The following is a 25,041-nucleotide window of genomic DNA, read 5'->3' as shown; positions in this document are numbered from 1 at the left end:
GAGGCTCGCGCCAAAGTGGCTGGCTAAAGTCGTGGAGCCGACCGCCCCCAGCCACGACGTGTTCTGACCTCATGCCGCAGGCCAACCATCACCAGGGCGCGCGTCGGCGCAGCGCGGGCGGAGCGGGCCGGAGGCAGGAGCGGCGCCCGCAGCGGAGCCGGGAGCGCGCCCGGCGGAGCGGAGCGCAGCCGGGGCTTGATGAGGTAGAGAAACCCGTAACTCGGGCCTGCTGGAGGGCCGTTCAAGCGTCCACTGTCACTTTTACTGACAGTGCCAACGGATGGGCGTGGGTACCGTCGTAGTGTCGAAGGGAACCCATGATGAGGGCTGAACTGACTACGGGGCAGCGCGTAGCAAGGGCACGGCGTCGTCTCGGCTGGGATCAAGCGCAACTGGCGGCTGCTGTCGATCGCTCCGTTAGTTGGGTCTCCAAGATCGAAACTGGACGCCTCCCGCTCGATCGCATGAGCGTCCTCGGTCAACTTGCCGAAGTGCTCGGTGTGGAAGTTGTCGAACTGACCGGTCAGCCGTATCGGCACGACACCGCGGAACTCGACTCCGGCCATGCTGCGATTCCCGGCCTCCGCCTCGCCCTCCAACAGGCGACCATGCCCGGCGGGGCGGCTCTCATCACGAGCACGGTTCACCCCGCCCTCCCCGATCTGGCGGTGCGCGTCGAGGCTGCCGAGAGGCTGCGGCAAGATGCGAAGTTCACGGCCCTGGGCGATGTTCTTCCCCAGATCCTTCGTGACCTGGTCGTCCTCTGTGATGCGGCCGAAGGGGAGGACGTATCTCGGGCTGAGGCGCTCATGCTGCGGGCAAGTCACATGGCCCGCGTGTCTTCCAACCTGTTGGGGCACCATGATCTTGGCTGGAGTGCGGTACAGCGGGAGTTGGTGGCTGCGGAGCGTGCCGAGTCGCCGATTCTTCAAGCCGCTGCCCGCTGGGACCTCTGCGGCGTCTGGCTCCATGAGGGTGAACTCGGCGCGGCCCGCGACATGGCGCGCAAGGCTCTTGATGACCTCGAACCTCATCTAGCGACGGATGATCAGACAGTGCGTGCCCTGTGGGGCGCGATGCACCTTCGTGCGGCGGTCGCGTGGTCGCGTCTCTGGGATCGCTCGGAGGCTGAAGCGCACCTGACCGAGGCTCGCCAGGCTGCGGCCGGCGTATCCGAGGACGGCAACGCCTTCCAAACTCAGTTCAATGCCGTGAACGCAGAGATTCACTCGGTGGAGGTGAGCTTGGAGCTGGGGCACCCTCGCGACGTGCTCTCGCGTGCCGAGCTGGTCAACATCGCTCGCATCGCGTCCGGCGAGCGACAGTCGCACTTCTGGGTCTGCACTGCGGCCGGGCAGATGATGAACGGCAAACCGGCGCTTGCGGCTGACGCGATCCTGCGGGCGGACTCGATCGCTCCTCAGCACGTGCGCAACCGGCCGATCGCTCGCAACATCGTTGATGATCTGCGGTCGACTGACAGGCATTCGCACACGGCGGAGATCAGGCGTCTCGCCACAAGCATGAAGCTGGGCTGATCACTACTGACAGGGGGAAGTCTGCCGTGAGGGTCGCGGACCGGGCGCGGTTATTAGTCGAGTTGCACGACGTCAGGAGGAAGCTCATCGAAGTCACCGAGCGCGTTGAGCGGCTGTCTACCTCCATCAAGGACGCTCGCGTACCTGCTCCTCAAGCCGATCGAGTCGCGAGTTGATCAGGTCCAGTGCGGCCTTGATCTCGCCAAGCTCGCCAACCATCTGGGTGGCTTGCTCGGGCGATTCCGCGCTCTCTGGATCGCTGGCTACGAAAGTCCCACGGCCCTGCTGACTGACGATCAGTCGCTCTTTCCTGAGGATGTCTAGGGCATGCCTGATCGTCATCGCCGCAACGCCGTAGCGCTCCGCCATCTTGGCGTTGCCGTCGAGCCGCTGGCCAGCCTTGAGAGCTCCGGAAGCGATCTTCTTCCGTAGATCGTCGGCTACCTGCTCGTAGGCGTTACGGGGGTCGTCAGGGCTCACAGTCACGTCTCCAGGTTACCTAAGTGACCTAAAGAAATCTGCCCCCAGGTCTTGCGCATAGCCATGAGGAAACTAATCTAGGTAACACAAGAGAAGTTAGACAGGTTGACGCCTGGCTAAGCCCGGAGAGCGGCGCCCTACCGCCAAGCAAGTCGCCGCCCTCCTTCGTCCCACGAAGGGAAGCCCCATCATGCCTTCCTCTCCTGTTCGGGTACACGTCTCACTTCGGCGGACCTGCCCGGCGTGCGGTGACGCACAGTGCGCGGACCCTGCAGAGTGCCTGTACTTCCTGACCTCGCGGCCGTGGGCCGACTGCGGTATCTGCGCGGGTTCCGGCTTCGCTGGTGACTACTCGCCGCTGGACGTCTACTGCCCGATCTGCGGCGGCTCCGGTCTGGCCGAGTACGCGTCCGGCGGGATCACCTCGGAGGAGACCAGCGACAACGCCAAGGGTCGGCACGCGGCACAGATTGCCCGCCTGTCGGCGCTCGTGTCTCGGACTCGTCTTGAGGTCGCCGCGTGACGGTGTTCCCCGTCCCCCCGGAGGCCGTAGCTGGTGCTGCGGCCTCTATGGGCACTGATCCCTTGACGCTGGCTGATCTGCTGCGGGTGGCCAACTCGCCCGGCTTCGACCGCTGGCAGGAACAGGTCCGCCGTACCGGTGGCTGCGCCCACCCAATTCGCCTCGCGGGCGAGACGGTCACCCGGGATGCCAAGACCGGTGATGTCCTGTATTCCTACAGCACCGAGCATGAGCCGGGCGGCATGCTCCGCGTCGCCTGTGGCAACCGGCGAGCCTCTCGCTGCCCGGCTTGCGCCTGGACCTACGCCGGGGACACCTACCACCTGATCCGTGCCGGGATCACGGGCGACGAACGCAAGGACGTGCCGGAGACGGTTCGGGATCACCCTCGCGTCTTCGCCACGCTCACCGCGCCCTCGTTCGGCCCGGTCCACAACCGGCCGGACTCCGGGCGCTGCCGCTGCGGTGCCCAGCACGCCGACGACGACCCCGCCCTCGGGACCGCGCTCGACCCGGAGCGCTACGACTATCCGGGTGCGGTCCTGTGGAACAACTTCGCCGGAGACCTCTGGCGGCGCTTCACGATCTACCTGCGCCGGGAGATCGCCGCCCGCGCGGGCCTGACCCAGTCGGCCATGCGGGAGGTGTGCCGAGTCTCCTTCGGCAAGGTCGCCGAGTTCCAGAAGCGCGGCAGCGTGCACTTTCACGCCGTGGTGCGCCTCGACGGCCCGGACGGTCCCGACACCGCGCCCCCGGCCTGGGCCACGGTCGCTCTCCTCGACGGTGCGATCCGCGCCGCTGCCGGTCGGGTCGCCGTGCCGGTGCCTTCCGCCGGCGCTTTCGCCGGACGCGAGTTGCGGTGGGGATCTCAGGTCGACGTGCAGCCCATCGGCGCCCTCGGGCACGAAGAACTGACCGAGCAGGCCGTTGCCTCCTACGTCGCCAAGTACGCCACCAAAGCGGCCGAGACAACGGGCACCGTGGACCGCCGGATCGGGGAGCTCTCCGAACTCGACAAGCTGCCACTGCCCGACCACACCCGGCGCCTGATCGAAGCGTGCTGGACGCTCGACGCGGCCTACCCGGATCGGCTGCTGGCCCGCTGGGCTCACATGCTCGGCTTCCGCGGACACTTCTCGACCAAGTCCCGCCAGTACTCCACCACCCTCGGCGCACTCCGCCAGGTCCGCGCCGACTACCGGGCACGCCAGGAACGCCGAGACCGCGGGCTCTCCGAGGACCTCGACGACTCGGAGGGCTCCACTCTGGTGCTCGCCCACTGGACCTACGCCGGACAGGGCCACACGCCGGGTGAGTCCTGGCTCGCCGCATCGATCGCAAAGGAGATCCAACTGAACCGAGAGACCGCCCGTGAGGCGCTGGCCGACGCGTTGACCGTTGAAGCTGAGGGGGAGTGGTGATTATGGATCGGCTCCTGGACGTTCAGGAAGTCGCCGAAGTGCTCGGGACCGGCGTCCGCTTCCCCCGGCGCCTGATCGAGGAACGCCGGATCACCTTCGTGAAAGTGGGGCGGCATGTCCGCATCCCGCAGAGCGCGGTAGACGAGTACATCGCCGCGAACACGGTGCATCGCGTCGTCCGCCGGTTGAGGACGGTGGCCTGATGCCCAACAGTCGTGGGCGGCGTCGGCGCTTCGGCGCGGTCCGCCAACTTGGGTCCGGCCGCTGGCAAGCCCGGTACCGTGATCCGGCAACGGGCCTCCTGCGGTCCGCGCCGCACACCTTCGAGACGAAGACGGACGCCGATCTGTGGCTCACCACCACTGAGGCGGAGATCATCAAGGGCACGTTCCGTGACCCGAGCGCGGGGAAGATCACCGTAGCCGAGTGGGGCAAGCGGTGGTTCGACTCGGCTTCCCCACACCTGAAGCGACGGACGGTGACGCTCTACGCCGGACTGATCCGTCTGTGGATCAACCCTCGGGTCGGTGGCTACGAACTGTCGGCGGTCCGTCCGATCCACATCAAGGAATGGCTGGCCGGACTCCAGAAAGCCGGGCTGAGTGCCTCGCGTACTCGTACCGCCTACCGGGTGCTGTCCCAGATCTTCGCGTCTGCGGTCGACAACGACCTGATCGCGGTCACGCCGTGCCGGGGGATCAAGCTTCCACGACTGCCCGAGACCGAGCCGCACATCCTGAGCACTCGCGAGGTCGAACGCTTGATCTCGAACCTCAACCGACCGCATGACCTCTTGGTCAAGCTCCTCGCGTATGCCGGGCTGCGGATCGGTGAGGGGTTCGCCCTGCGGCGGAAGGATGTGGACCTGGTCAACGGTCTGATCTGGGTGGATGAAGCTCTGGCGGAGGACGCCGGGCAACTGTTCTTCGACACTCCGAAGTCCCATCAGAAGCGACCTTTGACGCTGCCCGCGTATCTCGTCCGGGAGCTCCAAGAGCACCTCACCGCGCGCGTGGCTGACGATCCCGAAGCGCTGCTGTTCCTCGGTCGTACTGGGCGCCCTCTCCGGTACAACTCATGGCGCCGAACGCACTTCGACAAGGCCGTGGAGTGCGCCGGCCTCAAGGACGTCACCCCGCAGGATCTCCGAGCAACGCATGCCTCCCAGGTGGCCGACCGGCATGGTGTCATGGCTGCGGCCAAGCGACTCGGCCATGCCAATGCGAGTGTCACGACTCGGCACTACGCCCGCTCTCGGGACGGCCAGGATGCGGAGATCGCCAAGGAACTCAATGCCGATCACGAGCGGGCTAAGCGGGCTCGTGTCAGGAAAGCCAAGAGGATCAAGGGCGACGTGGCACGGCCGTTGCACGACGAGAAGGGCGCTGCTCCGGAGGCTGAAGACCAGGACGGCTGACCTGCACAGATCGGCCGGTGTGCCTGATCGTTCACCGGAGTCTGTAAATCTGCCGGTTTTACCTTCCCAGGTTCGAATCCTGGCGCCGCCACGCTGAGGGAAACCCCCTCCGACCAGCCTCACGGCTGGTGGGAGGGGGTTTCTTCGTTGCAGGCTTGGTGCATGAAGTCGCTCTTGCGCTCACCCGCGTGGCCTGGAGCAGTCGGTCATCACCGGGTCATCTTCACGCTGATGCAGTGTGTGCCCTTCTTGATCGCGCTGGCCGTGCTGGTCATCGAGCTCACCCCTGCGCACTTCATCTATACGGGCCCCTTCCTCACCGCGGTCCCGGCCCTGGCGGCGGTGACGTTGGGGCCCAAGGGCACCACCGCGGCGGCGGCCCTCGCGCTGGTGATCAGTGTGACCACCGCGACCTTCAACGGGGCGTGGGGCACCCCGCAGGTCTACAGCAACTTCCTGGCTCTGGCCTTGGTCTCCGTGGCGGGGTTCCTCACCAGCCGCGCCATGCTGGGGCGCAGGGAGAGGGAGCTCGACCAGGTCCGCCGCATCGCGGTGGCGGCCCAAGAGGTCGTGTTGCGGGCCGTGCCCGCGCGCCTGGGCCCGCTGTGGGCCGGCAGCCTGTGTCTTGCGGCCGGGACCGGGGCACGGGTGGGCGGCGATCTGTACGAGGCCGTGCAGACACGCTATGGCGTTCGGATGATCGTCGGGGATGTGCGCGGCAAGGGACTGTCCGCGGTGCGGGCCGTCGCGGCGGCGCTGGGCGCGTTCCGGGAAGCCGTGCACTACGAGGAAGACCTGGTCGAGGTCATGAACCGCTGTGCGGCTGCCCTGCGGCGGGAGGCCTCCGTGCCGGGTGCGTATGGGCCGGAGGTTGTGCTGGAGGGGTTCACCACGGCGCTCATCGCGCAGGTGCCGGACCAGCCCGTGGTGCAGCTGGTCAACCGTGGACATCCCCCACCGCTGCTGCTGCACCAGGGCAGGGCCGCACCCCTGACGCCGAGCTCGGCGTTGCCGCCGCTCGGCCTCGAGGACCTCCTCACCGGCCTCCCCGAGAAGCCCGAGAGCTATGCGTTCCTCCCTGGTGACCGTCTGTTGTTGTACACCGATGGTGTGATCGAGGCGCGCGATCGCGACGGCGAATTCTTCGCCCTGCCAGAGGCACTGGAGGGGCTGGGCGTCGGCCCCGCCCCACCGGAGTTCCTGGAGCGACTGCACCAGGCGTTGATCCGTCACACCGGCGGAGAGCTGGCGGACGACGTGGCGGTGATCGTCGCCGACCGGGCCGACGGCCCGCCACGGACACCTTCCGGAGGGGCAGACGTGGGGTGACCGTCCTTGGCGGCTACCCAAGCGCAGCTCGGGGGTCGGCCTCCGCGCGGACCGCCACGGCTCTCCCTGAAGGCGGCTCCACTCGCATCAAAAATCGAACACATGCTTGAATTCGGCCATGCGACCGATTCCCTACGAGCTCGCGTACGCACCCGGCGCGCCGTGACCCTGCTGCCGCCCGACCCGCGCCGGCTCCGGGCGATCCTCGCGTACCTCGACGAGCTGCTCGCCGAGAACGAGACCGTCGCCCTGTACCTCCGCCTCCAGCGGGAGGCCGTACGCGCCGCACTGGCACGCGCCGAAGGCTCGCCGCGCTGGCGGCCGAGCCGCGGCGGGAAGGCCGCGGGTCCGCTGCCCGGTTTCAACCCGCCCCCGGTCGTGACCGGTTACGTCGTCCAGCGCAAGCGCACACCGGCCGGTCCCGAGCCGGCGGTCATCCACCAGGCCGACTGCACCATGATCGAGGGCACACCGCACCGCGTCAGGGCCGACGAGACGCGGGCCGCGCTCACCGACCCGACCATCGAGCCGTGCGCGTTCTGCCGGCCGGACACCGAGCTGGGCATCGACCTGGGGTGAGCGGCCAAGCCGACGGCCGCCGGGGCGGGTTGCAGGCGGTGAGCCGCGGGCGTTAGCTGGAAGTACCGACGGTGAAGCGAGCCCACAGGCCACGGCACAGGCCGAGGGCCGCGCCTTCGCGTGCGACCACCCGGCAGCCGCCCCTCCTCGCTGCCGTCCCACAACGCTCGCCGCGGAGGTGACTGAGGTGAAAGCCGTTGTCTACGAGAAGCCCTTCAGCGTCACGGTGAGGGACGTCGACGATCCGCAGATCCAGCACCCCAACGACGTCCTCGTACGGGTCACGTCGTCTGCCATCTGCGGTTCCGACCTGCACATGTACGAGGGTCGCACGGCGGCCGAGCCGGGCATCGTCTTCGGGCACGAGAACCTGGGGGTCGTCGAGGAGGTCGGCAGTGGCGTGGCCTCCCTGTCCGTGGGGGACCGCGTCGTGATGCCCTTCAACGTCGCGTGCGGGTTCTGCAAGAACTGCCTCGCCGGGGAGACGGGTTTCTGCCTCACGGTCAATCCCGGATTCGCCGGCGGTGCCTACGGTTACGTCGCCATGGGCCCGTACAAGGGCGGCCAGGCGGAGCGGCTGAGGGTGCCCTTCGCCGACTTCAACTGCCTGAAACTGCCGCCCGGGGAGGAGTTCGAGACCGACTTCGTCCTGCTCGCCGACATCTTCCCGACCGGGTACCACGGCTGCGAGCTCGCCCAGGTGTCACCCGGCGAGACCGTGGCCGTGTACGGCGCCGGACCGGTGGGCCTGATGGCCGCCTACTCGGCCCTGTTGCGGGGCGCCGCGAAGGTGTTCTCGGTGGACCGGGTGCCCGAGCGACTGGCCAAGGCGGAGGAGATCGGGGCCATCCCCATCGACTTCACCAAGGGTGACCCGGCCGAGCAGATCAAGGAGCACACGAACGGAGAGGGAACCGACAAGGGCGTGGACGCCGTCGGGTATCAGGCCCAGTCGCACGACACCAGCCACGAGGAACCCGCCATCGTCCTCAACGAACTGGTGGAGACCGTGCGGGCGACCGGCAGGCTCGGCATTCCGGGGCTGTACGTGCCCTCCGACCCCGGCGGGCCCGACGAGCACGCCAAACACGGCCAGCTCCTGGTCTCGATCGGCAGGATGTTCGAGAAGGGCCAGAAGGTCGGCACCGGCCAGTGCAACGTCAAGCGCTACAACCGCCAGTTGCGCGACATGATCATCGCCAGGCGGGCCAAGCCCAGCTTCGTCGTCTCCCACGAGTTGCCGCTGGAGGATGCCCCGCAGGCGTACGAGAAGTTCGACAAGCGCATCGAGGGCTACACCAAGGTGGTGCTCCACCCAGGCCACGCCCTCGCCGCGTAGGACATGATCCGGGCGCCCACGGCGCCCGGATCACCTTGGTGGCGCCCCCCGGCCTGCCCGGACGCGCGGAACGCGTCGTGCCGGACCGGCAGTTCGCGGTCGCGGCGAGCTGGTTGAAGAAGTGACTCCGCTTCGGTGCGGGGGCCGCTAGAATCGAACATATGAACGGTTGCTGTCGGGTGTCGCCACGCGCGCTCACCGAAGGGGGTGTCGCGGTGTGCCCGCTGGGTCGGCCGGACGTCCCGCTGGGAATCTGCGAATGACCGGCCCGGGTGCGGGTCCGGGCGGTCCGGACGATGCTGGAGCCATGGCCGGGAAACGTCCCATCATCGTGCACCTGCCCTCCCCGACCGGCGGTCGCCGGGTCCGGGTGGACGGCGAGATCCTGGGCCTCGCGCACAACGTGCGGGACCTGGTCGAATTCCTGCGCCGGGCCGGGCTGGAGATCGAGCCCGAGCAGGTCGTCGACTCGCCGCTGATCGACTGGCGCGGGGTCGGTCCGGACCGGTGGGAGACGGAGTCCCGGACGTGACGCGACGGCCCGGCACCCCGGCGTCACCCCTGCCCGCCGGCATCCCTCCCCAGGCACACTGACGGCATGTCCTCCCGACGCAGAACCTGCCCCGTGTGCCGCCGTGAGATCGCCGTCGTCGCCGGCCGCTTCGCACGCCACGACCCGCCCGGGGCGCGGGGGAGCGGGGAACTCGTCTCGTGCGCCGGGTCCCGGCAACAGGCGCAACTCGGGGCCGCACAACCGTCGTTGGACGGGTACGCCGTGCCGGACTTCCCCGGTCAGCTGCCTCTGTTCTGAGGACCGGCGGCCTTACGCGGCCCCCCGGCCCGCGCCGGTGTCAGTTCCCCGCCACCGACTTCACCGCGACCGACACCGGCGTCGACCCGCTGATCAGCTCCAGCGTCAGACCGGCCGTCGCCGACGTGTCCACCAGCTCCGCGAGGACGGCCGCCACGTCGTCCCGCGGGATCTGGCCGCGCCCGGTGTGCGCCTCCAGACGGACCAGCCCGGTGCCCGGGTCGTTCGTCAGCGTCCCGGGGCGCAGGATCGTCCAGTCCAGCGCGTCCTGCCGGGCGATGTACGCGTCGGCCTCACCCTTGGCGCGCAGGTACACGTCGAAGACCTCGTTCCCCTGGTGCGCGGGGTCCGCGCCCATCGAGGACACCACCACGAAACGGCGTACGCCCGTACGCACGGCCGCGTCCGCGAACAGCACCGCCGCGCCCTTGTCCACCGTCTCCTTGCGCCTCGTGCCGCTGCCCGGGCCCGCGCCGGCCGCGAACACCGCCGCGTCCGCGCCCTGCAGATGGGCCGCGACCTCCTCCACCGAAGCGGACTCCAGGTCGAGCAGCACCGGTTCGGCGCCGACCGCCCGCAGAGCGTCGCCCTGCTCGGCCTTGCGGATGATTCCCGCCACCTCGTCCCCGCGCGCGGAGAGCAGACGCTCCAGCCGCAGCGCGATCTGACCATGACCACCAGCGATGACAATGCGCATGATTCCGACCGTACGCCCGAAGAGGCGCATCCGCCGCACGAGTTAACCGGCGTCGCCCGACCGGGTCCGGCTCGTCCGGCCGGGCGAGTACCCGGGGGCGCTCACGACAGCTCCTTGCGCCCCTGCCGAGGCAACCCGAGCTCCGCTGCCGCCGCCGAACTGCAGTACTCGCGCACCGCGCTGGTGCGTGCCACCACCCGGCCCCGGTGCACCACGATCCTGCTGTAGGCCAGCGAGAGCGCGCCGGCCAGGTGGTCGCCCCGCACGGCGAGCAGTTCCGCCGGGAAGCCCGCCTCCACGCGCACGTCCGGCAGGCCCAGCGCCGAGCGGGCCGAGGTGCTCACGGCGTCGTAGGCGTCCTCCGGGCGCAGACCGTGGGCGGAGGCGAGGAGGTAGGCCGCCTCCAGCGGGTCGCCGCGGCCGACGGGGTTGGAGACGTCGCGCAGGGCGCCGCTGCCGGCCGACACCCGCACCCCGGCCGCGCGCAGCAGCCGTACCGGAGCCGTGCCCTGCCGGTCGGCGGCGCCACAGCCGCCCTGCGGCAGGCACACCACCGTCACACCGGCCGCCGCGAGCTGTTCCGCCACCCGGGAGGCGGCGTGAGCGGGCAGGCGCGCGAGACCGGCGCACGGTCCGATCGTCACGCCGGGGCGCAGGCCTCCCGCCATCGCCGCGAGCCGGGACAACCGGGCCGGGTCGGTGGCGTCGGTGTGCAGGTCGACCGGGCAGCCGTGCTCGGAGGCCACCTCCAGGACCGCCTCCACGTAGCCCGTGGGATCGGGGTCCAGGTCCGGGCAGCCCCCCACCACGGAGGCGCCCATCTTCACCGCGTCCCGCAGCATCGCCAGCCCGTCGGCACCGGCCACCCCGGTCAGCAGCCGCGGCATCGCCACCGTCGCCAGCTCGGCGAGCCCGCGCAGCGACCGCCGTGCGTGCAGGACCGCCCCCAGCGCGCCAAGTCCCTGGACGTCGCCCACGCGCACGTGTGCCCGCAGCGCCGTCGCCCCGTGCCCGAGCTGCAGCAGCGCGGCCTCCGTCGCCCGGCGCTGCACCTCCTCGGGGGCGTACGACACCGGCCCGGGGCGCTCGGCGGACAGGGCGGTGTCGGCGTGCGCGTGCGGTTCGGCCGGCGCCGGGAGGAGCAGGTAACCGCTCAGGTCCACGCGCGCGGCGGCCGCCCGGGCCGGACCCGGCGCGAGGCTCCCCGCCGTGCCCACCGCCTCGATGCGCCCGCCGCTCAGCCGTACGTCGACGGTCCGGCCGTCGGTGAGCCGCGCCCCGCACAGCAGCAGGGCGGCCGGGTCGGACGGCCCGGAGGACCCCGACGGGTTCGGCGGCTGGTGGGGCTGCGGCTGGCTGTCGGGCATCGCGCTCCAGAGACGGGGCCGGGGGCTCGGGGCGACCGGCGTGCGGGCTCAGAGGTGTCGAGGGGGCGTAGGGGGGTTGCGGGGCGGAGGGGGCCGGGGGCGTGAGCGGCTCGGCGGCGGGGACCACCTCAAGATCACGCAGAGTGAGTCGAGCCTAGGGTGACGCGCCGCCCGGGTCGCGCAGGAGCGCAATAGTCGTACCGGTGTGGCCCACCCATGGAGGTACGCGTGTCGCCCACGCGCGTGGCACATGTCGCTCCGGTCGACGACCGCCCCGTTCCCGGCGCTCAGCACGCACACGGGAGCGGGACGGTTCGACGCCGCGCCCGCACCGACGGCCCCGGGAACACCCGCGGACACCGCCCGCGCGTGGGGCCGCACATGTCGTCCACGCGCGTGTGCGGCCACGCCGTCGCCGGCACCCTCCGGCGCGCCAACACCCCGGTGCCGTCCGGGACTCGAGGGGTGGCCGAGAGGGCTGGGAAGCGGGTCCTGAGGGGCGGCCGGATACGGATTTGGGTGAACGGCGGCGGACCGTGTAATGTCTTCATCGCTCGCCCCAATAGCTCAGTCGGCAGAGCGTCTCCATGGTAAGGAGAAGGTCAACGGTTCGATTCCGTTTTGGGGCTCTGGTGTGAGAGGTTCCCGTCGCGAGACGGGGCCCGATCGCATCGCAGCGGTGTAGCTCAGTCGGTAGAGCAAGCGGCTCATAATCGCTGTGTCACCGGTTCAAGTCCGGTCACCGCTACTGACAGTAGCCGATTGCGGGGTCGGTCCTTCGATCGGCTACTCTTTCTTGCGTTGTCTTAGTCCAACCGTTCGTCTATAGGAGCACTCACGTGGCTGCCACCGACGTCCGCCCGAAGATCACGCTGGCCTGCGTGGAGTGCAAGGAGCGGAACTACATCACCAAGAAGAACCGGCGTAACAACCCGGATCGACTTGAGATGAAGAAGCACTGCCCGCGTTGCAACGCGCACACCGCGCACCGCGAAACGCGATAAATAGGCTCGTTCGTGAGGCCGTCCCCGTTCAGGGGGCGGCCTCACGGCGTTTCACGGCCCCATGGCGTCTTCGCGGCCCCGGCCCTGGGCGCGGGGCGGACGACCACCCGCCCCGCGACTCGCCCCGTGTGCGATCCACGGCCGATTTCCGGCTAATTTGGGGCCATCACAGCAGACACCAGGAGGTGCCGGGGCCATGGCGCTCGACCAGTCCTTCGTGGGACGGACCTACCCGCCCACCGCTCCCTACGAGGTGGGCCGGGAAAAGATCCGCGAGTTCGCCGAGGCGGTGGGAGAGACCAACCCGGTGTACACGGACGCCGAGGCCGCGAAGGCCTTCGGTCACCCCGATGTGATCGCCCCGCCGACCTTCGTGTTCTCCATCACCTTCCGTGCCGCGGGGCAGGTCGTCCAGGACCCCCAGCTCGGCCTGGACTACAGCCGCGTGGTGCACGGCGACCAGAAGTTCGAGTACAACCGCCCGGTCCGGGCCGGCGACCGGCTCACCGTCACCTCGACCATCGAGGCGATCAAGTCCCTCGCGGGCAACGACATCCTCGACGTCCGCGGCGAAGTGCACGACGAGGCGGGCGAGCACGTCGTGACCGCCTGGACCAAGCTCGTGGCCCGCGCGGCCGAGGAGGCGTGAGGAACCGATGACGGCGAAGATCGCGTACGACGACGTCGAGGTCGGCACCGAGCTGCCGGCGCAGTCCTTCCCCGTGACCCGGGCCACGCTCGTGCGCTACGCGGGCGCCTCGGGGGACTTCAACCCGATCCACTGGAACGAGAAGTTCGCCAAGGAGGTCGGCCTGCCGGACGTCATCGCGCACGGCATGTTCACCATGGCGGAGGCGATCCGGGTGGTCACCGACTGGCTCGGCGACCCCGGCGCGGTCGTCCAGTACGGCGTCCGGTTCACCAAGCCCGTCGTCGTGCCGAACGACGACGAGGGCGCCCTCATCGAGGTCAGCGGCAAGGTGGGCGCCAAGCTGGACGACAACACCGTCCGCATCGACCTCACGGCGATCAGCGCGGGCCAGAAGGTGCTGGGCATGTCCCGGGCGGTCGTCCACCTCGCCTGACACCGGTGGGGCATGGGCAGGGGGCAGGGGGCGCACTCCATGCGAGGCGCCCCCCTCCTTCCGGCTTGCCAAGTTAGTTATTGAGCACTAACTTGGCCGCATGCCCAGAATGAGTGCGGAGGAGCGCCGCGAGAGCGTCGTGCGCGCGGCGACCGCCGAGTTCGCGCGCGGCGGGTACCACGGCACCTCCACCGAGGCGATCGCCCGGCGGGTCGGGGTCTCGCAGCCGTATCTCTTCCGGCTCTTCCCGGGCAAGAAGGCGATCTTCCTCGCGGCGGCGGAGCGGTGCGTGGAAGACACCATCCGGACCTTCGAGGAGGCCGCGGAGGGGCTGCGGGGCGAAGAGGCCCTGCATGCCATGGGGGACGCGTACACCGCGCTCATCACGGAACACCCCGAGCGGCTGATGATGCAGATGCAGATGTACGTCGCCGTGGCCGCCGCGGAGCAGGAGGGCGACCGCGAGTTCGGCGAGGGCGTACGGGACGGCTGGACACGCCTGTGGGACACCGTGCGTCTGGCGCTCGGCGCGGACGACGGCGAGACGACCGACTTCCTGGCCTGCGGGATGCTCATCAACTGTCTGGTGTCCATGGGGTTCCCTCCCGAGCACCGGGTGTGGCGGGGGCTCGATCCGTCGGCCCGGCTGGCGGGGCGCCTCGGCACGTGAGGCAAGCCGGGAAGGCACCTCGCCTTTCTTTTGTCCACGAAAGTTAGTCATCAATAACTAACTGGAATCAACCACTCCTGGGGGAGAGATGTCAGAGCAGACCGCGCAGCACGGCCCGGGGCGCGGGGGCGCCGTGTGGGCCCTCGTCATCACCAGCGTCGCCGGATTCATGGCGGCCCTCGACAACCTCGTCGTCACCACCGCCCTGCCGTCCATCCGCCAGGACCTCGGGGGCGCGCTGGACGACCTGGAATGGACCGTGAGCGCCTACACGCTCACCTTCGCCGTCCTGCTGATGTTCGGCGCCGCACTCGGCGACCGCTTCGGCCGGCGCCGGCTGTTCATAGCCGGGCTCGCGGTCTTCACCGCCGCCTCCGCCGCCGCCGCCATGGCTCCGGGCATCGGCTCCCTGATCGCGGCCCGCGCGGTCCAGGGCGTCGGCGCGGCCGTGATGATGCCGCTCACGCTGACCCTCCTCACCGCGGCCGTGCCCGCCGCCAGGCGCGGCACCGTGTACGGCATCTGGGGTGCCGTCAACGGGCTCGCCGTCGCCTCCGGACCGCTCATCGGTGGCAGTCTCACCGAGCACGTCTCCTGGCACTGGATCTTCTGGCTGAACGTTCCGCTGGGCCTGGCCGTGCTGCCGCTCGCCCGGCTGCGGCTGGCCGAGTCCTACGGCGCCGGCGCCCGGCTCGACGTCCCCGGCACACTGCTCGCCAGCGGCGGCCTCTTCGGGATCGTGTACGGCCTGGTCCGCGGGCCCGCCGACGGCTGGACCGACTCCGTGGTGCTGACCGCGCTGATCGCCGGCGGGGCGCTGCTGGTGGGCTTCGTCCTGTACAGCTCCCGCGCGGCCGCGCCGATGCTTCCGATGCGGTTGTTCCGCTCCCGCGCCTTCTCCGGGATCAACGCGGCAAGCCTGCTGATGTTCGTCGGGATGTTCGGCTCGATCTTCCTGCTCAGCCAGTACATGCAGGGCGTCCTCGGCTACTCGCCCACCGAGGCGGGCCTCAGGATGCTGCCGTGGACCGGCATGCCGATGCTCGTCGCACCGGTCGCCGGGATCCTCTCCGACCGCGTCGGGGGGCGCCCGGTCGTCGCGACGGGCCTGTTCCTCCAGGCGGTCGGCCTCGGTTACATGGCCGTCGTGGCCACCGCCCACGCCTCCTACGCGGTCCAGCTGCCCGCCCTGGTCATCAGCGGCGTCGGCATGGCGCTGTACTTCGCCCCGGCGGCCAACCTGGTCATGTCCAGCGTCCGCCCGCAGGAACAGGGCATCGCCTCCGGCGCGAACAACGCGCTGCGCGAGGTCGGCGGCGCGCTGGGCATCGCGGTCATGTCGTCGATCTTCTCCGCGCAGGGCGGCTACGCGAGCGCCCAGGACTTCGTCGACGGCCTGCGGCCCGCCCTGGTCACGGGCTCGGCGGTGGTCGCCCTCGCGGCGGTGGCGGCCCTGCTGATCCCGGCCGGCCGCGGTACCGCGGGCCGGCTCGCCCCGGCGGGCGAGCAGGTGCCCGCCCCGGTACTGGAGACGACCACCTCCTGATCCGGCCGGCCCCGCCCGGGCCGGCCTTCGGTGACACGACCCGCACGCGCGCGTGGCCCTCGGAACGGATGAGGGTCCGCGCGCGTGTGTGTGCGGCGGGGGCGGTGGAGTCGGGCACCGCGTGTGTGTCCGCCTGACACGGCGTGCGTGCGGGCGTGCCGTGCTGTCGGAGGTGTCTCGTAGTCTTGGCCCGTGCAGGTACTCCACGACGCCCCCCTTGCCCCGCTGACCACCTTCCGGCTGGGCGGTCCCGCCACGCGGCTGGTCACCGCCGGGACCGACGCCGAGGTGATCGCCGCCGTCCGCGAGGCCGACGACACCGGCACCCCGCTGCTGATCATCGGTGGCGGATCGAACCTGGTCATCGGTGACAAGGGCTTCGACGGCACGGCCCTGCGCATCGCCACCCGCGGGGTCGAGCTGCGCGGTACGACGCTGGAGCTCGCGGCCGGCGAGGTGTGGACGGACGCCGTCGCCCGCACCGTCGAGGCCGGGCTCGCCGGGATCGAGTGCCTGGCGGGCATCCCGGGGTCCGCGGGCGCCACGCCGATCCAGAACGTGGGGGCGTACGGCCAGGAGGTCTCGGCCACCATCGCCGAGGTGATCGCCTACGACCGACGGACCGGTGAGACGGCCACGCTGACGAACGAGGAGTGCGCCTTCTCGTACCGCCACAGCCGCTTCAAGGCCGACCCGGAGCGCTTCGTCGTGCTGCGCGTCCGCTTCGAGCTGGAGGACGCGGGCGGGCTGTCCGCGCCGGTCAAGTACGCGGAGACGGCCCGTGCGCTCGGTGTCGAGCCGGGTGACCGGGTGCCGCTCGCCGACGCCCGGCGGACCGTGCTGAAGCTGCGCGCGGGGAAGGGCATGGTCCTCGACCCCGAGGACAACGACACCTGGTCGGCCGGGTCCTTCTTCACCAACCCGATCCTCACCGAGGAGCAGTTCGCCGCGTTCCGCGCGCGCGTGCGCGAGCGGCTGGGGGAGGATGCCGAGCCGCCCGCCTACCCGGCGGGGGAGGGACACAGGAAGACCTCCGCGGCCTGGCTGATCGACAAGGCGGGCTTCACCAAGGGCTACGGCACCGGGCCCGCCCGCATCTCCACCAAGCACACGCTCGCCCTCACCAACCGGGGCGCAGCCACCACCGAGGACCTGCTGGCCCTGGCCCGTGAGGTGGTCGCCGGCGTCCGCGAGACCTTCGGCATCACCCTGGTCAACGAGCCGGTGACGGTGGGCGTCAGCCTCTGATCCCACCGGCCCGCCCCCGAGAACCCGCGACCCACCAACCCCCGCCCAGCCCACAGCCACCGACCCGGCCCCGGCCTTGGCCCTGAGGCGCCGGCCCTGGTTCCGGCTACGGGCCCCGGTCCGGCCCCTGGCCCCCGGGGCCCTGCCCCCGCTCTGGCTCTTGCCCCGGCCCCGGCCCGATCCCTGGCCCTGGCCAGCCCGAAGCCGGCCCGGCGCTTCGGCCCTGGGCCAGTCCAAAGCCCCGGCCCCCGGCCCTTGCCCCGGTCCGTGGCCCCTGGCCTTGGGGCCCCGGCTACTGGCCCCGGTCTGGCCCCTGACCCCTGGCCAGCCCGAAGCCCCGGCCTGGCGCCCCGGCCTTGGGCCGGGCCAAAGCCGCCAGTGCCCCTGGCCACGGGCCCGTGCCCGGCTCCGGCTCTGGCTCTTGCCCCGGCTCCCGGCCCTGGGGCTCTGCCCTGGCCCGGCCCCTGGCCCTGCCCCGGTCCTGGCCCCTGGCCCTGGGGCCCCGCCCCTGGTTCCGGCTACTGGCCCTGGCTCGCTCTGGCCCCCGGCCCCTGGCCCCCTGCCCCCGACCCCTGGCCCCGGCCCCTCGCCGTGGCCCCAATCCCTGGCCCCCCTGGGCCAGCCCGAAGTCCCGGGCCCGTGGCCCCGGCCAGCTCCGAAGCCACCGGTCTCATCGCCCCCAGCCAGGGGCCGGCCCAAAGCCCCGGCCCCGGCTCTGGCCCTGGCCCCGGCTCCTCACCCCCGGCCCCCTGGGCCAGCCCGAAGTCACCGGCCGTGGCCCCGGCCCGTGGCCCCGGCCAGCCCCGAAGCCACCGGTCTCATGGCCCCCCGACCCCCCGGCCCCCAGCCCTAGCCCCCCAGCCCCGCGGTCGGCCACGAGCCGTCTCCCTCCCCCTCCCCTAATACGCCACCCCCACCCCCCGCCTGACCGTCGTCTCGTCGGTGATCATCGACAGCATCGCGTGTGCGACGTCCGCGCGGGCGATGAAGCGGCCGTTGCGCGGGAAGCCGCCGACGACCGTGCGGTAGTGGCCGGTGAGCGGTTTGTTCTGTAGGCGCGGCGGCCGTACCGAGGTCCAGTCGGTGCCGCTGCGGGCCAGCTCGGCCTCCATCTCGCGCAGATCGGTGTAGACGTCCTTGAGGACCGCCGACACCACACCGCGCATGCCGCGGTCCAGGGCACTCTCCCCTTCGGGGGCGGGGCCGACCGGACCGGCGCTGACCACCAGCAGCCGTCGTACGTCCTCGGCCTCCATCGCCCGCAGCACCGTGCCGGTCAGCCGGGTGGCGATCCCGGCGTCCTTGCGGCTGCGCGGGCCCAGGCCGGACAGAACGGCGGCCCGGCCGGAGACCGCGGCACGCAGCCGCCCCGGATCGCTCAGGTCCGCGGTGAACACCTCCAGCGTGTCCCCCGTGACCTGCAGCCGGGCCGGATCGCGGACCACGGCCGTGACCCGGTGGCCGGCGTCGAGCGCCTGGCGGACGAGCTCGCGCCCGATACCGCCGGTGGCGCCGAAAACGGTGAGGTTCATGTCTGCCCCCGTACTCGAAAGGGTGGATGACAGGTGGGTGAGTGCTCACTCACCCGTCTCCCCCTAGAGTGGGTAAGTACTCACCCACCGTCAAGCCCCCTCGGAGATCTCATGGAGACGAAGCCGGCGCGAGCCCGCATCCTCGACGCGGCCCACGAGCTGATGCGCACCGTCGGACTCGCCCGCGCCACCACCAAGGAGATCGCCAAGGCGGCCGACTGCTCCGAAGCGGCCCTCTACAAGTACTTCGACAGCAAGGAAGACCTCTTCGTCCAGGTGCTCATGGAGCGCCTGCCCCGGCTCACGACCCTGCTCGACAGCCTCGCCGCGGAACCCGGGCAGGGCACGCTGCGGGAGAACCTCACCGGCATCGCCCGGCAGGCCGCCCTCTTCTACGAGCAGAGCTTCCCGATCGCGGCGTCCCTGTTCGCCGAGACCCAGCTGAAGCGCCGCCACGACGAGGCCCTGCGCGCGATCGGGGCGGGCCCCCACCTGCCCATCGAGGACCTGGACGCCTACCTCCGCGCCGAACAGGCCACCGGCCGCGTCCGCCCCGACGCCGACACCTTCTCGGCCGCCGCCCTCCTCCTCGGCGCCTGCGCCCATCGCGCGTTCGCCTTCGACGCCACCGAGAGCGGCGAACGGCCTCCCGTGGACGACTTCGCCGCCGGGCTCGTACGGACCCTGCTGGGCGGCATCTCCGTTCCGGAGTCCCCGCGGGGGTAAGCGCGCCTCCTTCAGCCGGCCGGGCGGGCCAGCCAGTCGTCCACGCCTGCCAGCAGCCGCGCCTTGACGTCCTCCGGAGCGGCCGAGCCCCTTACGGACTGCCGGGCCAGCTCCGCGAGTTCGGCGTCGGAGAAACCGTGCGTGTGCCGGGCGATCTCGTACTGGTCGGCCAGCCGGGAGCCGAACAGCAGCGGGTCGTCGGCGCCGAGGGCCAACGGGACGCCCGCTTCGAAGAGCGTGCGCAACGGGACGTCCTCGGCCTTCTCGTACACACCGAGCGCCACGTTGGAGGCCGGGCAGACCTCGCAGGTCACGCCACGGTCGGCCAGCCGCTTCAGCAGCCGCGGATCCTCCGCCGCACGCACCCCGTGCCCGATCCGGGTGGCGTGCAGATCGTCCAGACAGTCCCGGACCGAGGCCGGGCCGGCCAGCTCACCGCCGTGCGGGGCCGACATCAGACCGCCCTCGCGCGCGATGTTGAAGGCCCGGTCGAAGTCCCGCGCCATGCCCCGCCGCTCGTCGTTGGAGAGCCCGAAGCCGACCACGCCCCGGTCCGCGTACCGCACCGCCAGCCGGGCCAGGGTGCGCGCGTCCAGCGGATGCTTCATACGGTTGGCGGCCACCAGGACCCGCATGTCGAGCCCGGTCTCCCGGGACGTGGTGTCCACCGCGTCCAGGATGATCTCCAGCGCCGGGATCAGGCCGCCCAGACGGGGTGCGTACGACGTCGGGTCCACCTGGATCTCCAGCCAGCCCGAGCCGTCCCGCACATCCTCCTCGGCCGCCTCGCGGACCAGCCGCTGGATGTCCTCCGGCTCGCGCAGACACGAGCGCGCCGCGTCGTACAGCCGCTGGAAACGGAACCAGCCCCGCTCGTCGGTGGCCCGCAGCCGGGGCGGTTCACCGCCGGTCAGCGCTTCCGTCAGCGCGTCGGGCAGGCGCACGCCGTGTTTGTCGGCCAGCTCCAGGACGGTCCCCGGCCGCATCGAGCCGGTGAAGTGCAGGTGCAGATGGGCTTTCGGAAGCTCGGAGAGATCACGTACACACGGGGAGTGTCCGCCTGAAGAGTGCAGCATTCCCAGATCCTGCCGTACGTCACCGCCGTCCCGGTAGCCGTTTCCCCGTACGTGGTCTTGCTCGCACACAGAAGCGGGCCGCCTCCCCGCAGGGAAACGGCCCGCACGCGCGTGTGGGGAGGCCGGGAACTAGTCCCGCGCCTCCGCCAGCAGCTTCTGGATCCGGCTGACACCCTCGACGAGGTCCTCGTCACCGAGCGCGTACGACAGCCGCACATAGCCCGGCGTGCCGAAGGCCTCGCCCGGGACGACCGCGACCTCGGCCTCCTCCAGGATCAGCGCGGCCAGCTCGACGCTGTCCTGCGGGCGCTTGCCGCGGATCTCCTTGCCGAGCAGCGCCTTGACCGACGGGTAGGCGTAGAAGGCGCCCTCGGGCTCCGGGCAGACCACGCCGTCGATCTCGTTGAGCATCCGCACGATGGTCCGGCGGCGCCGGTCGAAGGCCTCGCGCATGGTCGCCACGGCGTCCAGGTCGCCGGAGACGGCGGCGAGGGCGGCCGCCTGGGCCACGTTGGAGACGTTCGACGTGGCGTGCGACTGCAGGTTGGTCGCGGCCTTGACGACGTCCTTCGGTCCGATGACCCAGCCCACGCGCCAGCCGGTCATGGCGTACGTCTTCGCGACGCCGTTGACCACGACGCACTTGTCGCGCAGCTCCGGGAACAGGGCCGGCAGGGAGACCGCGGCCGCGTCGCCGTAGACCAGGTGCTCGTAGATCTCGTCGGTGAGCACCCACAGGCCGTGCTCGACGGCCCAGCGGCCGATCGCCTCGGTCTCGGCCTCGGAGTAGACCGCGCCGGTGGGGTTGGAGGGGGAGACGAAGAGGACGACCTTGGTCTTCTCCGTGCGCGCGGCCTCCAGCTGCTCGACGGAGACCCGGTAGCCGGTCGTCTCGTCGGCCACGACGTCCACCGGGACACCGCCGGCCAGGCGGATCGACTCCGGGTACGTCGTCCAGTACGGAGCCGGGACGATGACCTCGTCGCCCGGGTCGAGGATCGCGGCGAACGCCTCGTAGATGGCCTGCTTGCCGCCGTTGGTGACGAGGATCTGCGAGACGTCGGGCTCCCACCCGGAGTCGCGCAGCGTCTTCGCGGCGATCGCGGCCTTCAGCTCGGGCAGGCCGCCGGCCGGGGTGTACCGGTGGTACTTGGGGTTCTTGCAGGCCTCGACGGCCGCCTCGACGATGTAGTCGGGGGTCGGGAAGTCGGGCTCACCGGCGCCAAAGCCGATCACCGGCCGCCCGGCGGCCTTCAGGGCCTTGGCCTTGGCGTCCACGGCGAGGGTGGCGGACTCGGAGATCGCGCCGACTCGGGCGGAGACCCGGCGCTCGGTGGGTGGGGTTGCAGCGCTCATGGGCCCATCGTTCCAGACCGGAAACGCCCCCGGTACACGGGTTTCACAGACTGAACAGCAAGGGGTCGAGGCGTGAACAGGGATCCGAATCCCGCCGTCGGCCAGGACGATCTTTGGCCGGGCGCCCCCGGACGGCCACATTCTGTTCGACGCCGGGGCGCGGACCACGTACACTCTCACCTCGTTGGCCTTCAGCAGCCGCCGCCGTCGATGCACACCGAGCACTCGGTCGGATGCGGTACGTTGGTGGGCAGACAAAGGGTCGTAGCTCAATTGGTAGAGCACCGGTCTCCAAAACCGGCGGTTGGGGGTTCAAGTCCCTCCGGCCCTGCTACACACACCGCCAGGATGTGTGCGCATGTACGTCCAGCAATGCACCGCCGTGCGGCTCAGAAACCGGGCGCGGCACGGCCACGACCCGGGACCAGGTGAGGATCATGACGGACGCCGTGGGCTCCATCGACACGCCTGACGCCCAGGACGAGGTGCCCGAGTCCAAGAAGGCTCGCAAGGGCGGCAAGCGGGCCAAGAAGGGCCCGCTCAAGCGCCTGGCCACCTTCTACCGCCAGATCATCGCGGAACTCCGCAAGGTCGTCTGGCCGACTCGCAACCAGCTGACGTCGTACACCACCGTGGTGATCTTCTTCGTCGCAATCATGATCGCTCTGGTGACCGTGATTGACTATGGGCTCAACCACGCGGCCAAGTACGTCTTCGGCTGAGCCAAGAGCGAAGGGCGCCGTGGTACCGGCGCCCCTTTTCGCATGTTCCACCCCTATGTATCCAGGAAGAAGCAGCCATCGTGTCTGACCCGAACCTGAACGACGCCACCGAGCCTCGCGAAAATGCCGCCGAGACGGTGGACGACGAGCTCGACATCGTCGAGGGCGCGGACGAGCAGGACGAGTTCGAGGCTGCCGAGGCCGAGTCGGGCGTGCCGGCCGAAGAGGCCGCCCTGCACGTCGAGGACGAGGAAGACGACGCCGAGGAGGGCGAGGCGGAAGCCGTCGCCGCCGAGGACGCCGCGAGCGCCGGGGACGCGGAAGCCAACGCCGCCGACGCAGAGGCCGAGGCCGTCGAGGAGGAGCCGGCCGCGCCGGTCGACCCGATCCAGGCCCTGCGCGAGGAACTGCGCACCCTGCCCGGCGAGTGGTACGTCATCCACACCTACGCCGGTTACGAGAACCGCGTGAAGACCAACCTGGAGCAGCGCGCCGTCTCGCTGAACGTCGAGGACTACATCTTCCAGGCCGAGGTGCCGCAGGAAGAGGTCGTCCAGATCAAGAACGGCGACCGCAAGACGATCAAGCAGAACAAGCTGCCGGGTTACGTCCTGGTCCGCATGGACCTGACCAACGAGTCCTGGGGTGTCGTCCGCAACACCCCCGGCGTCACCGGCTTCGTCGGCAACGCCTACGACCCGTACCCGCTGACCCTGGACGAGATCGTCAAGATGCTCGCTCCGGAGGCCGAGGAGAAGGCGGCCCGCGAGGCCGCCGAGGCCGAGGGCAAGCCCGCTCCGCAGCGCAAGGTCGAGGTCCAGGTCCTGGACTTCGAGGTCGGCGACTCGGTCACCGTCACCGACGGCCCGTTCGCCACGCTCCAGGCGACCATCAACGAGATCAACCCCGACTCGAAGAAGGTCAAGGGTCTGGTGGAGATCTTCGGCCGTGAGACGCCGGTCGAGCTGTCCTTCGACCAGATCCAGAAGAACTAGCAGCTTCTGGACGTACGTCTTCCGAACAGGTCAGACGGGCTCTCGCAGCCGGTCTGACCTGCTCGGTTTTTAGCCGCGCATGGATACCCGTTATCGTTGTGCGGTATGCCTCCATCCGGATCATTGGTCCGTCTGGGGGCGGCCGTCCGGGGCGACTCGGACGTAGGAAGGCGAAAACGAAAGAGGACCCGGAATGCCTCCCAAGAAGAAGAAGGTCACGGGGCTCATCAAGCTCCAGATCCAGGCCGGTGCGGCCAACCCGGCTCCGCCGGTCGGTCCCGCGCTGGGCCAGCACGGCGTGAACATCATGGAGTTCTGCAAGGCCTACAACGCCGCGACCGAGTCGCAGCGTGGCTGGGTCATCCCGGTGGAGATCACGGTCTACGAGGACCGTTCCTTCACCTTCGTGACCAAGACGCCGCCGGCCGCGAAGATGATCCTCAAGGCCGCGGGCATCGAGAAGGGCTCCGGCGAGCCGCACAAGACCAAGGTCGCCAAGATCACCGACGCCCAGGTCCGCGAGATCGCCGAGACCAAGATGGCCGACCTCAACGCCAACGACCTGGACGCCGCCGCGAAGATCATCGCCGGCACCGCGCGTTCCATGGGCGTCACCGTCGAGGGCTGACGTCACCCCAGCAGTCATGCGGCCGTAGCCGGTCGCACGTGGCAGGGCCCGCTCGGCCCGCACCACGACTCCTTTCAGAACACACAGGAGCAGTTGTGAGCAAGCGCAGCAAGGCTCTCCGCGCTGCGGACGCCAAGATCGACCGGGACAAGCTCTACGCCCCGCTCGAGGCCGTCCGTCTCGCCAAGGAGACCTCCACCACCAAGTTCGACGGCACCGTCGAGGTCGCCTTCCGCCTGGGTGTCGACCCGCGCAAGGCCGACCAGATGGTCCGTGGCACCGTGAACCTTCCGCACGGCACCGGCAAGACCGCCCGGGTCCTGGTCTTCGCGACCGGTGACCGTGCTGCGGCCGCGGAGGCCGCGGGCGCCGACATCGTCGGCTCCGACGAACTGATCGACGAGGTCGCGAAGGGCCGTCTGGACTTCGACGCCGTCGTCGCCACCCCGGACCTCATGGGCAAGGTCGGCCGCCTCGGCCGCGTCCTCGGCCCGCGTGGTCTGATGCCGAACCCGAAGACCGGCACCGTCACCCCCGACGTGGCCAAGGCCGTCACGGAGATCAAGGGCGGCAAGATCGAGTTCCGCGTCGACAAGCACTCGAACCTGCACTTCATCATCGGCAAGGCGTCCTTCGACGACGCCAAGCTGGTGGAGAACTACGGCGCCGCGCTGGAGGAGATCCTCCGTCTGAAGCCGTCCGCCGCCAAGGGCCGGTACATCAAGAAGGCCGCCATCAGCACCACGATCGGCCCCGGCATCCCGCTCGACCCCAACCGCACCCGCAACCTCCTCGTCGAGGAGGACCCGGCCGCCGTCTGAGCCTCCGCTCACTCCGGCAGCCGCGTCACGGACGCGTAAGCAGAGGACGGGCCCGCAACCAATTCGGTTGCGGGCCCGTCCTTTCTTTGCGCGACCTTTCGCGCGGCTGTCAGTGGCCTGGGCTACGGTGC

At 70.4% G+C, this 25,041-nt stretch carries 27 protein-coding genes and 3 tRNA genes; 24 read left to right on the top strand and 6 right to left on the bottom strand.

Annotation, left to right across the window (positions count from 1 at the left end):
- The first annotated feature begins 317 nt into the window (after positions 1 to 317).
- Entirely contained in the window at positions 318 to 1,538 is a 1,221-nt protein-coding gene (locus tag ACIBA9_RS24780) for a multiprotein-bridging factor 1 family protein (RefSeq protein ID WP_399366213.1), read from the top strand.
- A 126-nt stretch (positions 1,539 to 1,664) separates the two neighbouring features.
- Here ACIBA9_RS24780 and ACIBA9_RS24775 read toward each other — a convergent pair whose 3' ends face one another.
- Positions 1,665 to 2,018, bottom strand: a complete 354-nt coding sequence (locus ACIBA9_RS24775) for a GntR family transcriptional regulator (protein WP_399366211.1) — start codon at positions 2,016 to 2,018, stop codon at positions 1,665 to 1,667.
- 190 nt (positions 2,019 to 2,208) lie between these two features.
- On the opposite strand from ACIBA9_RS24775, the gene ACIBA9_RS24770 reads away from it, so the two are divergent.
- From ACIBA9_RS24770 to ACIBA9_RS24730, 9 genes are all read left to right on the top strand, one after another.
- A complete protein-coding gene (locus ACIBA9_RS24770; RefSeq protein WP_399366208.1) occupies positions 2,209 to 2,541 on the top strand; it encodes a hypothetical protein in 333 nt (110 codons plus the stop codon).
- A gap of 47 nt (positions 2,542 to 2,588) precedes the next feature.
- The gene (gene repSA, locus ACIBA9_RS24765; RefSeq protein ID WP_399366206.1) at positions 2,589 to 3,962 is read left to right on the top strand and encodes a replication initiator protein RepSA; all 1,374 of its coding nucleotides are present in this window, start codon (positions 2,589 to 2,591) and stop codon (positions 3,960 to 3,962) included.
- 2 nt (positions 3,963 to 3,964) lie between these two features.
- Positions 3,965 to 4,165: a helix-turn-helix domain-containing protein gene (locus ACIBA9_RS24760; RefSeq protein ID WP_399366204.1), complete on the top strand. Its 201-nt coding sequence runs from the start codon at positions 3,965 to 3,967 to the stop codon at positions 4,163 to 4,165.
- Positions 4,165 to 5,379: a tyrosine-type recombinase/integrase gene (locus ACIBA9_RS24755; RefSeq protein WP_399366202.1), complete on the top strand. Its 1,215-nt coding sequence runs from the start codon at positions 4,165 to 4,167 to the stop codon at positions 5,377 to 5,379. Before ACIBA9_RS24760 ends, ACIBA9_RS24755 begins: the two co-directional genes overlap by 1 nt.
- 231 nt (positions 5,380 to 5,610) lie before the next feature.
- Positions 5,611 to 6,708, top strand: a complete 1,098-nt coding sequence (locus ACIBA9_RS24750; protein ID WP_399366200.1) for a PP2C family protein-serine/threonine phosphatase — start codon at positions 5,611 to 5,613, stop codon at positions 6,706 to 6,708.
- Between the two features lie 102 nt (positions 6,709 to 6,810).
- Positions 6,811 to 7,287 (top strand): DUF6233 domain-containing protein, encoded by a 477-nt coding sequence (locus ACIBA9_RS24745; protein WP_399366198.1) that lies wholly within the window; start codon positions 6,811 to 6,813, stop codon positions 7,285 to 7,287.
- Between the two features lie 187 nt (positions 7,288 to 7,474).
- Positions 7,475 to 8,626 (top strand): glutathione-independent formaldehyde dehydrogenase, encoded by a 1,152-nt coding sequence (locus ACIBA9_RS24740; protein WP_399366196.1) that lies wholly within the window; start codon positions 7,475 to 7,477, stop codon positions 8,624 to 8,626.
- 307 nt (positions 8,627 to 8,933) lie between these two features.
- Positions 8,934 to 9,158: a hypothetical protein gene (locus ACIBA9_RS24735; RefSeq protein WP_362155079.1), complete on the top strand. Its 225-nt coding sequence runs from the start codon at positions 8,934 to 8,936 to the stop codon at positions 9,156 to 9,158.
- 66 nt (positions 9,159 to 9,224) lie between these two features.
- Positions 9,225 to 9,437: a hypothetical protein gene (locus ACIBA9_RS24730; RefSeq protein WP_393900165.1), complete on the top strand. Its 213-nt coding sequence runs from the start codon at positions 9,225 to 9,227 to the stop codon at positions 9,435 to 9,437.
- A 40-nt stretch (positions 9,438 to 9,477) separates the two neighbouring features.
- On the opposite strand, the gene ACIBA9_RS24725 is transcribed toward ACIBA9_RS24730, so the two are convergent.
- Together ACIBA9_RS24725 and ACIBA9_RS24720 are read right to left on the bottom strand one after the other, a co-directional pair.
- Positions 9,478 to 10,134, bottom strand: coding sequence for an SDR family oxidoreductase (locus ACIBA9_RS24725; protein ID WP_399366193.1), 657 nt, complete (start codon positions 10,132 to 10,134; stop codon positions 9,478 to 9,480).
- Between the two features lie 101 nt (positions 10,135 to 10,235).
- Positions 10,236 to 11,501, bottom strand: coding sequence for an amidohydrolase family protein (locus tag ACIBA9_RS24720; protein ID WP_399366191.1), 1,266 nt, complete (start codon positions 11,499 to 11,501; stop codon positions 10,236 to 10,238).
- 556 nt (positions 11,502 to 12,057) lie between these two features.
- Here ACIBA9_RS24720 and ACIBA9_RS24715 point away from each other — a divergent pair.
- The 8 genes from ACIBA9_RS24715 (at position 12,058) to ACIBA9_RS24680 (ending at position 17,054) form a co-directional block, all read left to right on the top strand.
- A tRNA-Thr gene (locus tag ACIBA9_RS24715) sits at positions 12,058 to 12,130 on the top strand.
- Between the two features lie 46 nt (positions 12,131 to 12,176).
- A tRNA-Met gene (locus ACIBA9_RS24710) sits at positions 12,177 to 12,249 on the top strand.
- Between the two features lie 91 nt (positions 12,250 to 12,340).
- Positions 12,341 to 12,505: a 50S ribosomal protein L33 gene (gene rpmG, locus ACIBA9_RS24705; RefSeq protein WP_003948671.1), complete on the top strand. Its 165-nt coding sequence runs from the start codon at positions 12,341 to 12,343 to the stop codon at positions 12,503 to 12,505.
- Positions 12,506 to 12,701: 196 nt separating this feature from the next.
- Positions 12,702 to 13,154 (top strand): MaoC family dehydratase N-terminal domain-containing protein, encoded by a 453-nt coding sequence (locus ACIBA9_RS24700; protein WP_399366189.1) that lies wholly within the window; start codon positions 12,702 to 12,704, stop codon positions 13,152 to 13,154.
- A gap of 7 nt (positions 13,155 to 13,161) precedes the next feature.
- The gene (locus ACIBA9_RS24695; RefSeq protein WP_399366187.1) at positions 13,162 to 13,590 is read left to right on the top strand and encodes a MaoC family dehydratase; all 429 of its coding nucleotides are present in this window, start codon (positions 13,162 to 13,164) and stop codon (positions 13,588 to 13,590) included.
- Positions 13,591 to 13,690: 100 nt separating this feature from the next.
- Positions 13,691 to 14,260: a TetR/AcrR family transcriptional regulator gene (locus ACIBA9_RS24690; RefSeq protein ID WP_399366185.1), complete on the top strand. Its 570-nt coding sequence runs from the start codon at positions 13,691 to 13,693 to the stop codon at positions 14,258 to 14,260.
- An 88-nt stretch (positions 14,261 to 14,348) separates the two neighbouring features.
- Positions 14,349 to 15,806, top strand: a complete 1,458-nt coding sequence (locus ACIBA9_RS24685; protein WP_399366183.1) for a DHA2 family efflux MFS transporter permease subunit — start codon at positions 14,349 to 14,351, stop codon at positions 15,804 to 15,806.
- Between the two features lie 192 nt (positions 15,807 to 15,998).
- Positions 15,999 to 17,054: a UDP-N-acetylmuramate dehydrogenase gene (locus ACIBA9_RS24680; protein WP_399366181.1), complete on the top strand. Its 1,056-nt coding sequence runs from the start codon at positions 15,999 to 16,001 to the stop codon at positions 17,052 to 17,054.
- A gap of 899 nt (positions 17,055 to 17,953) precedes the next feature.
- Here ACIBA9_RS24680 and ACIBA9_RS24675 read toward each other — a convergent pair.
- A complete protein-coding gene (locus ACIBA9_RS24675; RefSeq protein ID WP_399366179.1) occupies positions 17,954 to 18,586 on the bottom strand; it encodes an NAD(P)-dependent oxidoreductase in 633 nt (210 codons plus the stop codon).
- A 111-nt stretch (positions 18,587 to 18,697) separates the two neighbouring features.
- Between ACIBA9_RS24675 and ACIBA9_RS24670 the strand changes: the two genes are divergently transcribed.
- Entirely contained in the window at positions 18,698 to 19,312 is a 615-nt protein-coding gene (locus tag ACIBA9_RS24670; RefSeq protein WP_362155106.1) for a helix-turn-helix domain-containing protein, read from the top strand.
- An 11-nt stretch (positions 19,313 to 19,323) separates the two neighbouring features.
- Here the strand turns inward: ACIBA9_RS24670 and ACIBA9_RS24665 are convergent, their stop codons facing one another.
- Positions 19,324 to 20,388, bottom strand: a complete 1,065-nt coding sequence (locus ACIBA9_RS24665; protein WP_399366176.1) for an adenosine deaminase — start codon at positions 20,386 to 20,388, stop codon at positions 19,324 to 19,326.
- Between the two features lie 129 nt (positions 20,389 to 20,517).
- A complete protein-coding gene (locus ACIBA9_RS24660) occupies positions 20,518 to 21,744 on the bottom strand; it encodes a pyridoxal phosphate-dependent aminotransferase (RefSeq protein WP_362155110.1) in 1,227 nt (408 codons plus the stop codon).
- Between the two features lie 258 nt (positions 21,745 to 22,002).
- Between ACIBA9_RS24660 and ACIBA9_RS24655 the strand changes: the two genes are divergently transcribed.
- From ACIBA9_RS24655 to rplA, 5 genes are all read left to right on the top strand, one after another.
- A tRNA-Trp gene (locus ACIBA9_RS24655) sits at positions 22,003 to 22,075 on the top strand.
- A gap of 106 nt (positions 22,076 to 22,181) precedes the next feature.
- Positions 22,182 to 22,466, top strand: a complete 285-nt coding sequence (secE, locus tag ACIBA9_RS24650) for a preprotein translocase subunit SecE (RefSeq protein ID WP_362155113.1) — start codon at positions 22,182 to 22,184, stop codon at positions 22,464 to 22,466.
- Positions 22,467 to 22,546: 80 nt separating this feature from the next.
- Positions 22,547 to 23,461 (top strand): transcription termination/antitermination protein NusG, encoded by a 915-nt coding sequence (gene nusG / locus ACIBA9_RS24645; RefSeq protein WP_399366174.1) that lies wholly within the window; start codon positions 22,547 to 22,549, stop codon positions 23,459 to 23,461.
- Positions 23,462 to 23,654: 193 nt separating this feature from the next.
- Positions 23,655 to 24,089 carry a 50S ribosomal protein L11 gene (gene rplK / locus ACIBA9_RS24640; protein WP_399366172.1) on the top strand — a complete coding sequence of 145 codons (435 nt, stop codon included), beginning with the start codon at positions 23,655 to 23,657 and terminating at the stop codon, positions 24,087 to 24,089.
- A gap of 95 nt (positions 24,090 to 24,184) precedes the next feature.
- A complete protein-coding gene (gene rplA, locus ACIBA9_RS24635; RefSeq protein WP_362155120.1) occupies positions 24,185 to 24,910 on the top strand; it encodes a 50S ribosomal protein L1 in 726 nt (241 codons plus the stop codon).
- Positions 24,911 to 25,041: the final 131 nt, after the last annotated feature.

Origin of the sequence: Streptomyces sp. NPDC051452 (assembly GCF_044454765.1) — a bacterium.
Classification (GTDB): Bacteria; Actinomycetota; Actinomycetes; order Streptomycetales; family Streptomycetaceae; genus Streptomyces.
The sequence above is the reverse complement of the archived record's forward strand: the minus strand, read 5'-3'. Positions and strand labels throughout refer to the sequence as shown.

What these genes read in the sequence shown, in the direction of transcription:
- ACIBA9_RS24750 (WP_399366200.1), top strand. Translation starts at nt 5,611, where the DNA reads ATGCAGTGTGTGCCCTTCTTGATCGCGCTGGCCGTGCTGGTCATCGAG.
- rplK (WP_399366172.1), top strand. Translation starts at nt 23,655, where the DNA reads ATGCCTCCCAAGAAGAAGAAGGTCACGGGGCTCATCAAGCTCCAGATC.
- ACIBA9_RS24660 (WP_362155110.1), bottom strand. Translation starts at nt 21,744, where the DNA reads ATGAGCGCTGCAACCCCACCCACCGAGCGCCGGGTCTCCGCCCGAGTC.
- ACIBA9_RS24665 (WP_399366176.1), bottom strand. Translation starts at nt 20,388, where the DNA reads ATGCTGCACTCTTCAGGCGGACACTCCCCGTGTGTACGTGATCTCTCC.
- ACIBA9_RS24780 (WP_399366213.1), top strand. Translation starts at nt 318, where the DNA reads ATGATGAGGGCTGAACTGACTACGGGGCAGCGCGTAGCAAGGGCACGG.
- ACIBA9_RS24685 (WP_399366183.1), top strand. Translation starts at nt 14,349, where the DNA reads ATGTCAGAGCAGACCGCGCAGCACGGCCCGGGGCGCGGGGGCGCCGTG.
- ACIBA9_RS24675 (WP_399366179.1), bottom strand. Translation starts at nt 18,586, where the DNA reads ATGAACCTCACCGTTTTCGGCGCCACCGGCGGTATCGGGCGCGAGCTC.
- ACIBA9_RS24730 (WP_393900165.1), top strand. Translation starts at nt 9,225, where the DNA reads ATGTCCTCCCGACGCAGAACCTGCCCCGTGTGCCGCCGTGAGATCGCC.
- ACIBA9_RS24760 (WP_399366204.1), top strand. Translation starts at nt 3,965, where the DNA reads ATGGATCGGCTCCTGGACGTTCAGGAAGTCGCCGAAGTGCTCGGGACC.
- ACIBA9_RS24700 (WP_399366189.1), top strand. Translation starts at nt 12,702, where the DNA reads ATGGCGCTCGACCAGTCCTTCGTGGGACGGACCTACCCGCCCACCGCT.
- ACIBA9_RS24770 (WP_399366208.1), top strand. Translation starts at nt 2,209, where the DNA reads ATGCCTTCCTCTCCTGTTCGGGTACACGTCTCACTTCGGCGGACCTGC.
- ACIBA9_RS24670 (WP_362155106.1), top strand. Translation starts at nt 18,698, where the DNA reads ATGGAGACGAAGCCGGCGCGAGCCCGCATCCTCGACGCGGCCCACGAG.
- ACIBA9_RS24690 (WP_399366185.1), top strand. Translation starts at nt 13,691, where the DNA reads ATGCCCAGAATGAGTGCGGAGGAGCGCCGCGAGAGCGTCGTGCGCGCG.
- secE (WP_362155113.1), top strand. Translation starts at nt 22,182, where the DNA reads ATGACGGACGCCGTGGGCTCCATCGACACGCCTGACGCCCAGGACGAG.
- ACIBA9_RS24755 (WP_399366202.1), top strand. Translation starts at nt 4,165, where the DNA reads ATGCCCAACAGTCGTGGGCGGCGTCGGCGCTTCGGCGCGGTCCGCCAA.
- ACIBA9_RS24745 (WP_399366198.1), top strand. Translation starts at nt 6,811, where the DNA reads ATGCTTGAATTCGGCCATGCGACCGATTCCCTACGAGCTCGCGTACGC.
- ACIBA9_RS24695 (WP_399366187.1), top strand. Translation starts at nt 13,162, where the DNA reads ATGACGGCGAAGATCGCGTACGACGACGTCGAGGTCGGCACCGAGCTG.
- repSA (WP_399366206.1), top strand. Translation starts at nt 2,589, where the DNA reads ATGGGCACTGATCCCTTGACGCTGGCTGATCTGCTGCGGGTGGCCAAC.
- ACIBA9_RS24725 (WP_399366193.1), bottom strand. Translation starts at nt 10,134, where the DNA reads ATGCGCATTGTCATCGCTGGTGGTCATGGTCAGATCGCGCTGCGGCTG.
- ACIBA9_RS24735 (WP_362155079.1), top strand. Translation starts at nt 8,934, where the DNA reads ATGGCCGGGAAACGTCCCATCATCGTGCACCTGCCCTCCCCGACCGGC.
- ACIBA9_RS24720 (WP_399366191.1), bottom strand. Translation starts at nt 11,501, where the DNA reads ATGCCCGACAGCCAGCCGCAGCCCCACCAGCCGCCGAACCCGTCGGGG.